The organism is Winogradskyella haliclonae (genome assembly GCF_014635865.1).
GTDB lineage: Bacteria > Bacteroidota > Bacteroidia > Flavobacteriales > Flavobacteriaceae > Winogradskyella > Winogradskyella haliclonae.
Genome location: NZ_BMDQ01000001.1, coordinates 911,230 through 925,408, shown reverse-complemented (window position 1 = coordinate 925,408; position 14,179 = coordinate 911,230). Strand labels below are relative to the sequence as shown.

Here is a 14,179-nt window from a genome sequence, read left to right as displayed (position 1 = left end):
TTTTTAAAAATTAATTTTAGCACCTACACTAAATGTACGTCCAAAGCCGTAAAATACTCTTGCACCTTGTGCAGTTCCGTCACCATCTTGAGAATCAGCAATATACTCTGTATTGAATATATTATTAATTCTACCTGTTAATGTAGCATCAAAGTTACCAAACTTAAAGTTGTGACGCATAGCAGTATCAAAAATTCCGTATGCAGGTACTTTCCATGCTTGTGGTCCAACTGTACCTCTATCACTTGGGTCGAAATCTGAATACAAATCCGCAAAGTAATTGTAATCAACAGTTAAGATTGTATCAGGTCCAATATCATAATTAGCTCCTAATGCAAAAGTTGTTTGAGCAGCATCACCTACTCTTAAATCCTCAATTATGATATCTACGGTGTCTATAAGATTTTGTTCTTCGTCTCTAATTTCAACATTTTCAACATTGTTCCCCCATCTCCAATCTCCGATAGATGCCATACCAGTTATTCTTAGGTTATCCCATGGTCTGTAAACGAAATCTATTTCAATTCCTTTATGGATAGCATCTACTCCTAAAATATTAACGAAAGCCAACTCATTACTTTGCGTTTGGAAAGACGCAAACTCTGTTCTATCATTCCATCTTGTATGATATACATTGACATTAGCACTTAACTTATCACTTCTGTAACCATAACCTAACTCAAAACTTGTGATCTTTTGATTAGGAGCATCATCATTTATATTTTCATTATCGAATTCAGGATATACAGCTCTAAAGAAAGGTGCTTTTTCAAAATATCCTAAGTTAGCAAATACATTATGGTTATCGTCTAAATTATAGTTAGCACCTCCTTTTACACCATAACCAAAAAAGTTAGAAGTACCTGTAGTCTGTAGTGGATCTGAATCTAAATAGTTAAAACGGTCAACACGCTTATAACCAGTATTTGAAGCTGCTAACGAAACGAAAGCTGCTAATTTATCTTTAGAATATTCTAATTGTGTAAATCCACCAATCCAGTTTACAATACCATCATTATCATAGTTAACTTTATCACCAACTCTAGTTTGTCTGTTTGGATTGTTAACATCATTATCATCAAGGTAGTATTGACCACCTAATAAATCTGTAACTTCTTGGAAGTGGATTCCTTTGTAATATCTAAAATCAAGACCTCCTAAAAGAACTAACTCATCTGTTAAGTCTGTTTGGTAAGTAGATAAAACACCATACCATTTATGGTCATTTCGTGATGCTCTTAAAATAGTTTCAGAACCATTTACACCTAAATCTTCGTTTTCTTGTGCAATTCTATCAAAATCAATTGGGCCATATAAACCATCTCTGTATTCTCCAATTCCTGTAGAAGGGTCAAAACCAAATTTGTTTACACCGCGGAAACCTCCACCTCCACCAGTACCAAACGACACGTAAGCAGCAGTAGATAATTTAGATTTATCATTTATGTTCCAATAGTGGTTTAAAGAGATTTGTGGTTTGTGGTAGAAGTTATCTTCCTGAAAAGTAATTTGCCCATTTCTGTAACCCCAATCTGAATTAAATTTTATATCCCTTTCAGACTTTCTGAATGTTTCTATAGAATGTCTGTTTTGTCTCTGACCATGACGTTGCTTAGCACCGAAAGCGGTAAATGCTAATTTATGATTCTCGTTTATTTGCTTAGATATGTTGATGAAGTAAGATACTGCATTAAACTCAGTACCATCAACGAAACCATCACCATCTGTTTTAGCTGCAGAAACCGTAGCAGCAAAACCATTATCCATTAAACCTGTTGAATAAGTCACCCCAAATTTCTTGAATCCATCGTTACCTAAAGTTGTATAGAAATTTCCACCAGCCTCAACATCTGTAGTTTTAGAAATAATGTTTATTGTTCCACCTACAGAAGGCACTGCAACTTTAGCCGCACCAAGACCTCTTTGTACCTGCATAGAACTTGTTACATCACCTAAACCTGCCCAGTTACTCCAGAAAACACGACCATTTTCCATGTCGTTTACAGGAACACCGTTAATCATCACAGCAACATTCTCAGAGTTAAACCCTCTTAAGTTTATTCGACCGTCTCCATATCCACCGCCTTGTTTGGTAGCATATACACCAGGTGTAGATTTTAAAACTTCAGGAAATTCTTGAGTTCCTAATTTTAGTTCGATTTGATCTGCTTTTACTGTAGAAACAGCAACAGGTGTTTTTCTGTCAACTGCTACAGAAGCAATAATCATTACTTCGTCTAAACCTACATCGCTAACCATTAAAGTAATTGTTCCTAAATCCTTACTAGCATTAAAAGCTATAGTTTGTGAAACATAACCTACGTAAGAGATTACTAATTCCCCAGAAGCTTCTTTTGTAGTAATTGAAAAGTTTCCGTCAAAGTTTGTTGAAGTACCATTAGTTGTTCCTTTTTCAAGAATGTTAACTCCTGGTAATGGCCCATTAAAATCCGAACCTAAAATTTTACCAGTAATTGTACTTTGAGAAAAAGTAACTGAAGTGAATAACATCACTACAAAAACTAGTACAAATTGTGAAATTTTTTTCATTGTGTATAAAGTTGATTTTGTTTTTACGCCGCAAAAATACGACTAATGAGAGTTAAAACATTAACTAAATGTTAAGAATTTTAACAGTTAAAATTAATTAAAAGGAAGGGTGCAAAACACTTAAAAATTTAAGAATCTTGAATATTTTTCAACAAAACGTTAATCATTTCTTAAAAAACTCAATAAGACTCTGAGTAGAGGTGTCATGAGGATTGTGAATAACTGAAGAATTTAAGTCTTCCAAAATAGTTTTTGCCAACTTTTTACCTAACTCAACACCAAATTGGTCATAGCTAAAGATATTCCAAATAATACCTTGCACAAAGATTTTATGCTCATACATCGCTATAAGTTTTCCTAAACTTTCTGGGGTTAGTTTTTGAATTAAAATTGATGTCGTTGGCTTATTGCCTTCGAAAATTTTGAAAGGCAAAAGCATTTGTTTCTGTTCTTCAGAAGCGTTCCCTAATTCCTCTAAAACTTCATCTTCTGTTTTACCATTCATTAAAGCTTCGGTCTGTGCAAAATAATTAGACATGAGTTTATTGTGATGGTCTTTATTGCCGTGAAGCGATTTTACATAACCAATAAAATCTGTTGGAATTAATTTTGTGCCTTGATGAATTAACTGAAAAAAAGCATGTTGGGAGTTAGTTCCTGGCTCTCCCCAAATTAGTGTTCCTGTCTGATAATTAACTGGCTTACCATCTCTATCCACCCTCTTTCCATTACTTTCCATAATACCTTGCTGCAAATATGTTGCAAACTGATTAAGGTATTGTGTATATGGAATAATTGCTTCGCTCTCAGCTTCAAAAAAATTATTATACCAAACTGTTAATAATGCCCCAATGACTGGAATGTTTTCTTTAAAATCTGATGTTCTGAAATGCTCATCCATTTTATGAGCTCCACTTAGAAGATTTTCAAAATTATCATATCCTAAAGCAAGGCTTATTGACAAGCCAACAGCGCTCCATAATGAAAAACGTCCACCAACCCAATCTTTCATTGGGAAAATATTTGCTTCATCTATACCAAAAGCCTTTACACTTTCAATATTTGTAGATACCGCTACAAAATGATTAGCTATTGCCTCTTTTGGTAATGTTTGTAAAAACCAATCTCTAATTGAGTTAGCATTAGACAATGTTTCTTGTGTTGTAAATGTTTTAGACACAATTACAAAAAGTGTCGTTTCTGGATTTAGATTTTTCACTATTTCTTGATAGTGATCACCATCAACATTACTTACAAAATAAGTACTAAGATGGTTTTTATAAAACTTAAGCGAGTCTACCACCATTGCTGGCCCTAAGTCAGACCCGCCAATACCAATATTTACTACATCTGTAATTTGTTTCCCAGTAAAACCTCTATGGATACCACTAGTTATACTATTTGTGAAATCTTTAATTTTTTCTTTTACAGCAAAAACTCCAGGAATAACATTTTCTCCACCAACAAATACTTCAGCACTTTCAGGAGCTCTAAGTGCGGTATGAAGAACAGCTCTACCTTCAGTTTTATTAATGATGTCGCCATCGAAATATTTTGAAATAGCATCTTTAAGATGCAACTCTTTTGCCAAATCCGTTAGTAACGAAATGGTTTTTTTAGTAATTCTATTCTTAGAAAAATCAACATAAAAATCATCCCAAATCACAGTCAATTCTTCTGCTCGTTTTGAATTATTCTTAAATAATTCTTTAAGATGAACATCTTTTAATTCAGAAAAATGCGATTGTAAATCTGACCAAGCTTTGGTCGTAGTTGGATTGGTTGATTGTAATGCCATAATTATTGTATCTCTGAAAGTGTCTCTTCAGTTTCTGGAGGAAGTGAATCTTCAACCAAAATAATGTTATCTAATTGTTGCTTTATTGGAACGATGTATTCTAAAAATCTTGCTTTTAAACTATCCGAAATGGGTTTTGCTTCTGGTAATTTTTGTTTAAATGGATCGACTTGTCTTCCGTTTTTCCAAAAACGATAACAAACATGTGGCCCTCCTGTATTACCAGTCATTCCTATCCAACCGATAACATCTCCTTGTTTTACAAATTCACCCTTCTTTACTTTTTGCGCTTTCATATGTAAATACTGGGTCTCATAAGTTGCATTATGCCTAATTTTCACATATTTACCATTACCGCCTCGTCTTGTAGACTCTGTTACTGTTCCATTGGCTGTAGCTAAAATTGGCGTTCCGACTGGTGCTGCAAAATCAGTACCTTTGTGAGGTCGTATCTTATAGCCATAGTATCTTATACGACGCTTTAGATTATATCTTGACGATACTCTACCAAATCGTAATGGAGACTTTAAAAAAGCGCGTCTAAGATTTTTTGCGTCTTCAGTAAAGTAGTCAACTATTCCTTTTACACTATCGGTCTCAAACTCAAAAGCATAAATTGGTTTTTTATTATGCTCAAAATAAGCCGCCTTAACATGATCCACGCCAGCATAAATAGTGTCATCTATATATTTATCTGTGTAAATAACTTTGAATCGATCGCCTGGTTGAAGTCTATTAAAATCAATGGTCCATGCATAAATGTCATTAGCCATTTTATTAGCTAACAATTGACTCAACCCTTTTTTGTCTAAAACCATCGAAATTCCACTACCTTGAGGTATAACACCTGATGCTTCCCGCTCAACATATTTTATTGGTTTTCTACCCATATAAGTCTGAATAGAATCTTGGAAATCTATAACCACATATTCAATTTTATTTGGTTGATAAATAAAACTTTTTGGGGTCTCTAAACTGTCTTTTGCACAAAGCAAAGTATATGGTTTACCCACTTGTAGCTTTCTAATGTCAAATGAATCTTTAGCTTTTTCAGCAATTTGAAAGATTTTTGGATAACCTATATTGTTTCGCTCTAAGATTTCTCCAAAACTGTCACCGCTTTTAATGGTGTCTCTTTTAACAATAAAGTCATCCAGATTGAAGCCAAATTCAAGATTTTCTTTAACCTTTACAACTACTAACTCTTCGGTTATTTCTTCTGGCTTATCCTCTTTACATGTCCAAAAAATTGCAGATATTACTGCTATCCAAACTAATCTTTTAAAATGCATTAATCGTTCTTGGTTTATATATTTGTTCCCCAATTTTTTAATTCTTCTTCACTCCACAAATCTGGAAAGAAAATACGGCGTTGGTATTTTGGATGCATGTATTTCTTCCAATCACTACCGCCAGTAGCTTCACCATCACCAATACCACTTTCTATATAATGTTTTGCTGCATTATAATGTGCCATTACCCATGTTACATTTACTGTATAATCGTAATGTCGCATAGCTTTCACTAAATCTTGGTCTTCTTGGTCTTCTTTTGGTAGCTCTTTAAAGCGTGTCCACAAGTTTTTAGTATTGTAGGTTTCCATAAACCTTAAAAATTCGTCCTTATAACGTTTTTCAAAATTTACTAATAATGTAGATTTTTTTCCTGTCTTATGATCTTTCCCTGCTGCTTGCCAATACAAGTGTTCAAAAGCATGTGTATATGGCGTATTTCTATCAATATTTTTTCTGAATCTATAGTCTATAAGATTAATTAATTCTGTAGAAGCAAATTCTATAAAACGATACTGAGCACTTTGGAAACCACTTGCTGGTGTTAATGTATATCTAAATTTCATGTACTGCTCTACTTCCATACCTTCTCTCATAATATTAAAAGATGTGGTAAGCATATCAAAATATCTAGAAACTCGCATGATTTTACTTTCAAAAAAATCTGCTTTTAGATTTTCTTTTCCAGCAACTTGAGATATTTCCCAAAGAATCATCTTAAAAATAAGTTCATTGATTTGATGATAGGCAATAAAAACCATCTCATCAGGCAAGGTCGTTCGCTGAGTTTGTAATCCTAACAACGCATCTGTTTGAATATAATCCCAATACGTTATAGGCTTACTATATAAAAGACCTAGAAGATGGTCGTCTGTATCTTGGTCTATACCATTATACTTTTCTTGAAGTGCTTTTATAATATGTGAATAGTCTGGTTGGTTTGACATATGTTTTAATCAAATTGGACTTCAAAAGAATGTTTAAGTCCTTTATACTTTTCTAAGTCTGCACGTAAAGAGCCTACAGCTAAATCTGCTTTTATCTTTAAAGGTATTTTATTTTTATCTGCACTTACCCATAAGGTCAAGCTTTCTTCTTCTTTAAATACACGTCCAGCCATTACATATGGTCTAAATTTAAGTGTTTTAACTTTCACTCTACTACCATTTAATTTGACTTTTATTGTTTCACGACCCAAGAATTTAAGTTTAAATGGATAGTTCTCTTCATCAAAAAACATACTCAGCTTTACAACATCTCCTTTTTTAATACTCTCCGTATTATAGTTATTCCTGAGGTAATAAAATGCAGAAACTAAATCTTGAACATTTGTATCAATATCGACAGATTTTACTGTTTTATATTTTTTGTTATTGACTTTGGCCTTTTTGTTTTTATGATCAAAAGCAATCTCAACATCTTTTTTGTGGCCGCCTTCGTCAATTTTTCTGATAAACTTATATGGCAATCCCGTTTTTGTATCGAAATAACTTTCGTAACGATCTCTTACTTTAAAAAACCAATTTATAGCACCTGTTGTTTTTCCTTTGCCTACAACATGATAAACCGGCTTTCCGTCTAGACTTTTTTCTTTAATATTTAATGTAGCTTCACCAGCTTTAAGCCATCCACTATAACTCATACGAAACTTGAACCACTCTCCGCTTTTAAAGGCTGATTCTTGCTGAGCTACTACAAGTTGTAAGCTAACTATGGTAATAAAAAACAGTAAACACTTTTTCATAAAAATCTATAATGCAAATGTAACTTTTATATCTACATTTTATTAGTAATAGTATAACAATTACAATTACTATTCCAAAAGTATTAAAAGTAAAAAACACCGTCAATAGTTGACGGTGTTTTAACGTAAATACAACATTGTATATTATAATGTTCCGCGTTTGGCTTGTTCGCGTTCAATAGACTCAAACAAAGCCTTAAAGTTTCCTGCTCCAAAGCCTTGTGCTCCCATGCGTTGAATAATTTCAAAAAATAAGGTTGGTCTGTCCTCAACTGGTTTTGTAAAAATTTGCAGTAAATAACCTTCTTCATCTGCATCTACCAAAATAGATAATCGCTGTAGCTCAGCAATATCTTCTTTCATCATATCCATATGCACACCTAATCGTTCCGGAATCATATCGTAATAGGATTGCGGTGGTGGTGGTAAAAATTCAACACCTCGTGCTCTTAATTGAGCAACCGTTTTTATGATATCATCTGTTGCTACAGCAATATGCTGTACACCTGAATCTTCATAAAAATCTAAATATTCTTCTATTTGTGATTTTTTTGCTGCTTTGGCTGGTTCATTTATTGGAAACTTAATTCGCCCATTGCCATTACTCATTACCTTGCTCATTAAGGCTGAATATTCTGTATGAATTTGCTTGTCGTCAAAAGATAAAAAGTTAACAAAACCCATAACATCTTCGTACCATTTTACCCATTTGTTCATTTGCCCCCAACCTACATTACCAACCATGTGATCTATGTATTTTAAGCCAACAGGTTCTGGATTATAATCACTTTTCCACTCCGCAAAACCTGGTAAAAACGCACCTTTATAATTTTTACGCTCTACAAACATATGTACAGTTTCTCCATAAGTATATATACCAGCTCTCACTACCTCTCCAAAATCATCTGACTCAACTCTTGGTTCCATAAACGATTTTGCACCACGCTTAGTGGTTTCTTCGTAAGACTTTTTAGCATCATCCACCCATAATGCTACAACTTTCACGCCATCACCATGCTTTACGATATGGTCATTTACTGGGGATTTACTATTAAGAGGCGTCGTTAAGACAATTCTTATTTTATCTTGTTTTAACACATAACTCACCTCATCTTTTGACCCTGTTTCTAAACCTTTGTATGCATAGGATTGAAAACCAAATGCTGTTTTATAAAAATGTGCGGATTGTTTTGCATTACCTACATAGAACTCTACATAATCTGTTCCTAAAAGTGGTAAAAAATCTTGTGCACCTTCAAATATTTTCTCTAGTCCATAATCGACTGATTTTACTTCTTTTGCCATGATTTAATTTTTAAAATATTTAATCAATTTTTTTGACTGTTGTTTTTATTCTAACCAAGATTTATAGTAATCTTCATCGGCTATTTTTAAAGCTTCTTCTGTAACTTTTAAAGGTTTAAATGTGTCTACCATCACGGCCAGTTCATCTGTTTTTACTTTACCTATACTACGCTCCATAGCTCCTGGATGTGGCCCATGAGGTATGCCCGCTGGATGCAGAGAAATATGACCTTTGTCAATATCATTGCGGCTCATAAAATCTCCATCAACATAATACAATACCTCATCACTATCTATATTGCTATGATTGTATGGTGCAGGCACTGCTAAAGGGTGATAATCATACAATCTTGGCACAAAGCTGCAAACGACAAATGCATCAGTTTCAAAAGTTTGATGTACCGGAGGTGGTTGATGCACACGACCTGTTATAGGCTCAAAATCATGAATCGAAAACGCATATGGATAATTATAACCATCATAACCTACTACATCAAAAGGATGTGAAGCATAGATCATATCAAAAATTTCGTCTTGCTTTTTTACTTTAATTAAAAAATCTCCCGACTCATTATAGGTTTCTAATTCTTGAGGTTGTCTTAAATCGCGCTCACAAAATGGCGAATGCTCTAATAGTTGACCAAACCAATTACGATAACGTTTAGGGGTATAAATAGGACGATAAGATTCTACAATAAATAGACGGTTGTCTTCAGTGTCAAAATCTAGTTTGTATATGATGCCTCGAGGTACTAACAGATAATCTCCATACTTGAAATCTAAATTCCCCAGATGTGTTCTTAATTTACCTGTTCCTTTATGAATAAAAATTAACTCATCTGCATCAGTGTTCTTATAAAAATAATCTTTAGTTGAAGATTTTGGTGCTGATAAAATAATATTACAATCACTATTAGATAATACTATTTTTCGGCTTTGTAGATAATCGTTTTCTGGTTTCACTTTAAAACCATGCAAGCGATAAGACTGCATATTATTTGCCTTAGCAATTTTTGGCGCTACACTATAGTTTCCTTTAATTTCTTTGACTTGAGTTGGACGCTGTTCATGGTAGCTATTTGTTGACATACCATCAAAACCTATAGTTCCAAATAGTTGCTCGTAGTAAAAACTACCATCTGGTTTTTTAAATTGGGTATGTCGTTTAGGAGGGATTTCTCCGAGTTTATGATAAAATGGCATTTTTGAATTGTTTAGATGTTATATTGTTTAGGCATATAAAGTAACACTTACAATACCTGTCTCTAAAGTTACAAAAAATGCATGCTTATTCTGGGTTCCTTTTAATAAGGAAATGAAGATGAAGTTTTAAGTCTTTCCAGAATAGGGTCATAATAGTACAAATATCGGAAAATATGTGAAACCCTAAAACCAAAAACCAACATTAAAAAACCAGTAGCTCTCTTTTAATTCTGGTGAAATCGTGTACTTTGCCTCAATAGGCCCTAAAAATGTTTCAATAGAATAACCTAAAGCATAACCTGTATAATCTGGTACAGATATCCATTCGTCATCATCAAAAATGTTATCTTCTATGTTGGCAAAATTACCTGATAAAATGATATAATGTTTTTTAAACAATTCGTAATCTAGATTAATATCAGCTTTTACAAAGCTATTTCCTACTATTGATAAATAGTCATACCCATAAAAAGAATCTATATTATTAATAAAGTTTTCGCCATAACCACCAAAAGCAAAGTTTAAGAAGTTTGTTGAACGGTCTCCTAACTGAAACCCTCCAGAAGTTTTAAGATTAATAGATAGCTTATCTAATGGGCTAAAGGCATAACCTATTTCAGCTTTTGCAATAGAAAAGGGTTCGAAATCATTATTGAAACCACTAGCTGCCAAATACCAATGTAAATTGCCATCAAACCAAAAGCCATTATTAGGAAAATAACGGTTATCGTAATTGTCAATTTTTAGATTTCCAAATACGCTAAAATAATCCGTATTCTCGAATGTAAAATCTTCTCCTGTATTGTTATTATTTAAGTTCTCGGTTGTGATTTTAAGTCGTTTATGTTCAATACCTGAATTTATAGCAAACTCTTTTGCTAATAGGGTTTGAAAATACAACTGATTGGTTTGGTCTTGTAGCTCAACATCTACTTTGTTTAGGTTAACTAAAAGTGGGTCGTCTGGTTGCAATAGTAAATTTGCATTCACGCGTCTATCAAACTGATTATACCTAGATTTTAGACCTATACTGACATAAAACCCTTTATCTATAAAATAATCAAAGTCATACCTAATATTATCTCCAAGAACAATATCTAAAGCAGCTATATCATTCTTAGACAACAAGCGCTTTTGAGATATATTTATCAAAGCTGCGCTTTTATATAGACCGTCATAGTGCACACCTAATTTAATAAATGTACTTGTTTCCGATTCTTTAATTTTTGCATCTAAATCATAGACGCCTTCTAAATCTGTAGGTAATAATTTGTATCTAAATGCATCAAAATTGTTAGTTGCAACTAAGTTATTTACACCTTTATTTAATTCTTCATAACTAATATCATCGCCTCCCTTAAGTTTTAATTTTCCTAAAACATAAGAACGTGTATAACGTTTATTCCCAGTCACATTTATACTCCTAATCTTAATGCTATCTGTAACGCTAAGGTGTTTTTTTACTGTAAAATCTTTTTGGGCTTCTTTTAATTTCTTAAGAGCTTCTAATTGTTCTTTTGCAGCAACTTCTCCATTTTTAACAATATCTCTACCTTCATTAAATGAAATAACCGAAAAATTAGTGATATCTGGTTTTATATAAATGTCGGTAAGCTTTCGCTTTACTTTCATATCATTAATCGTTCTAAAATTATTTATTTGAAGTAAAATATCTGGAGCAGAATCTAAGGCTTCTCTATCTTTTAAACCATCTTGCACATCCACACCAATAATAATATCCATACCTTTTTCTCTTAACTCTTTAATAGGATAGTTATTAGTAACACCACCATCTATGTATATGTTATCATCAATTATAACGGGCTGAAACAAGGAAGGAAAAGCACCACTGGCAGCAACAACCTCAGCCAAATTACCTGAATCCAAAACTACGGGTTCTCCAGTTTCAATATTAGTTGCAATACAAAAAAAAGGAATTGGTAAATCTTCAAAATTAGAGACGTCATTTACAGGCAGCATCATTTTATATAATAAATTATATACATTTTGTCCTCTAGATAAACCTGAAGGCAAGGAAATTTTAAACTTCTGAAAAGGAAGACTAACCGCATAACGTTCAGAATTATTTCTTTCGGCTAAGGATTTAGATTTTCTAGAAAACTTATCGTTAATCAACATATCAAAATCTATAGTTTTGAATAGTGAGTCTAACTGCTTCCCTGTATATCCTGATGAGTATAAAGATCCAATTATTGCGCCCATACTAGTACCAGCAATATAATCTACTTTGATACCAAGACTATCTATAACTTTTAAGGCTCCAATGTGTGCAAATCCTTTTGCGCCACCTCCACTCAGAACTAAGCCTACTTTTGGTCTTTCGGTATCTTGAGCTTGCAATTGCAGCCCTGAAAACATTAAGACAAGTAATCCAAAAACGATAATATGTTTAGTCTTAATTCTCACTTTATTCTTTATGATAATAGTTATATACTTTATTGGCTCTTGACACACCTACAACAGTCTCAAGTTCATCTAGCTTAGCATTAGCAATTCGCTTTACAGTCTTAAACGCTTTCATCAAATCTACTATTGTTTGTTCACCTACTCCAGGAATATTTTCTAGCTCAGTTTTTAGTGCGCCTTTACTTCTCCTATTCCTATGGTGCTCAATACCAAAACGATGGGCTTCATTTCTGAGTTGTTGAATAATCTTTAGTGTTTCGCTTTTTTTATCTAAATATAATGGAATTGGGTCATCTGGGTAAAATAATTCTTCTAAACGTTTTGCTATGCCGATAATTGCTATTTTTTTTCGTAAACCCAAGAGGTCTAAACTCTTTAATGCCGAAGACAATTGCCCTTTTCCGCCATCTATAATAATGAGCTGTGGTAATGGCTGGTCTTCTTCTAGGAGTCGTTTGTATCTTCTATGCACGACCTCTTCCATAGATGCAAAATCATCTGGACCTTCAACCGTTTTTATATTGAAATGACGATACTCTTTTTTGCTAGGCTTGCCATTTTTAAAAACCACACAAGCAGCTACTGGATGTGTTCCTTGAATATTAGAATTATCAAAACACTCAATATGTCTTGGCTCGTCAGACAAACGCAAATCGGCCTTCATCTGCGCCATAATACGATTTACATGCCGATCTGGATCAGTAATTTTAATCTGTTTCATTTTATCCATACGGTAATACTTAGCGTTACGTATAGACAAATCCAAAATACTTTTCTTATCCCCAAGTTTGGGAATCGTAATTTTAATAGTATCTCCCAACTCTACTTTAAAAGGCACATAGATTTCTTTACTATTAGAATGAAAACGTTGCCTTATTTCTGTAATTGCTATCTCTAGCAATTCTTTATCTGTTTCTTGAAGTTTCTTTTTAATTTCTAAAGTATGCGACCTAATTATAGAGCCGTAAGACAATTGTAAAAAATTGATATAAGCATAACTTTCATCACTTACAATAGAGAAGACATCTACATTACTAATCTTGGGATTAACAACTGTAGATTTTGCTTGGTAATTTTCAAGAATATCTAATTTCTCTTTGACTTTCTGAGCATCTTCAAACTGCATCTGTTCTGCATAAGTCTTCATCTGTTTTCTGAATTGCTGAAGTGAGTCTTTAAAATTTCCTTTTAAAATCTCTCTAATCGCAGAAATGTTTCCATGGTATTGCACTTCAGTTTCTAGACCTTCGCAAGCACCTTTACAGTTTCCTAAATGGTATTCTAAACAAACTTTAAATTTTCCTGTTTCAACCTTTTGTTCAGTTAAATGATAATTACATGTTCTTAATTGGTACAAGCCTTTAATTAAACCTAATAAGGTTTTTACAGTTTTCATACTTGTATATGGCCCAAAATATTCTGACCCATCTCTAATAACCCGACGGGTAGAAAACACTCTAGGAAAACGTTCTTTCTTAATACAAATCCAAGGGTATGATTTGTCGTCCTTAAGCAACACATTATAGCGTGGTTTATACTTTTTTATAAGATTATTCTCTAACAACAGTGCATCACTCTCTGTCTCAACCACAATGTGCTTTACCGAAGCTATTTTCTTCACCAAAACACGGGTCTTTCCATAATCGTGATGTTTGGTAAAATAAGAGCTTACACGCTTTTTTATACTCTTAGCTTTACCAACATAAATTAAATTGTCATCAGCATCAAAATACTGATAGACACCTGGTTGATGAGGTAAGGTTTTTATCTGAATATCTAAAGTAGTTTCGGACATGTATCCAAAGGTATATAAAAGTTAAGAGTTATATAAGTTTGACTAACTCTAAATACTTTTTAACT

The 14,179-nt window shown here is 33.2% G+C and carries 9 protein-coding genes; all 9 read right to left on the bottom strand.

Annotated features, from left to right (window positions below):
• Window positions 1–3: 3 nt before the first annotated feature.
• The gene (locus IEV10_RS04185) at window positions 4–2,550 is read right to left on the bottom strand and encodes a TonB-dependent receptor (protein ID WP_188373436.1); all 2,547 of its coding nucleotides are present in this window, start codon (window positions 2,548–2,550) and stop codon (window positions 4–6) included.
• A 163-nt stretch (window positions 2,551–2,713) separates the two neighbouring features.
• The gene (gene pgi, locus IEV10_RS04180) at window positions 2,714–4,348 is read right to left on the bottom strand and encodes a glucose-6-phosphate isomerase (protein ID WP_188373435.1); all 1,635 of its coding nucleotides are present in this window, start codon (window positions 4,346–4,348) and stop codon (window positions 2,714–2,716) included.
• Between the two features lie 2 nt (window positions 4,349–4,350).
• Window positions 4,351–5,640 (bottom strand): M23 family metallopeptidase, encoded by a 1,290-nt coding sequence (locus IEV10_RS04175; RefSeq protein ID WP_188373434.1) that lies wholly within the window; start codon window positions 5,638–5,640, stop codon window positions 4,351–4,353.
• A 14-nt stretch (window positions 5,641–5,654) separates the two neighbouring features.
• Complete coding sequence (locus IEV10_RS04170; protein ID WP_188373433.1) at window positions 5,655–6,587, bottom strand: tryptophan 2,3-dioxygenase family protein; 933 nt, start codon at window positions 6,585–6,587, stop codon at window positions 5,655–5,657.
• A 5-nt stretch (window positions 6,588–6,592) separates the two neighbouring features.
• Window positions 6,593–7,384, bottom strand: a complete 792-nt coding sequence (locus IEV10_RS04165; RefSeq protein WP_188373432.1) for a DUF3108 domain-containing protein — start codon at window positions 7,382–7,384, stop codon at window positions 6,593–6,595.
• A gap of 144 nt (window positions 7,385–7,528) precedes the next feature.
• Window positions 7,529–8,689 (bottom strand): 4-hydroxyphenylpyruvate dioxygenase, encoded by a 1,161-nt coding sequence (gene hppD / locus IEV10_RS04160; RefSeq protein WP_188373431.1) that lies wholly within the window; start codon window positions 8,687–8,689, stop codon window positions 7,529–7,531.
• A gap of 45 nt (window positions 8,690–8,734) precedes the next feature.
• The gene (locus IEV10_RS04155) at window positions 8,735–9,892 is read right to left on the bottom strand and encodes a homogentisate 1,2-dioxygenase (RefSeq protein ID WP_188373430.1); all 1,158 of its coding nucleotides are present in this window, start codon (window positions 9,890–9,892) and stop codon (window positions 8,735–8,737) included.
• Between the two features lie 183 nt (window positions 9,893–10,075).
• Window positions 10,076–12,319 (bottom strand): patatin-like phospholipase family protein, encoded by a 2,244-nt coding sequence (locus tag IEV10_RS04150; protein WP_229719584.1) that lies wholly within the window; start codon window positions 12,317–12,319, stop codon window positions 10,076–10,078.
• A 1-nt stretch (window position 12,320) separates the two neighbouring features.
• Complete coding sequence (gene uvrC / locus IEV10_RS04145) at window positions 12,321–14,114, bottom strand: excinuclease ABC subunit UvrC (protein WP_188373429.1); 1,794 nt, start codon at window positions 14,112–14,114, stop codon at window positions 12,321–12,323.
• Between the last annotated feature and the right edge of the window lie 65 nt (window positions 14,115–14,179).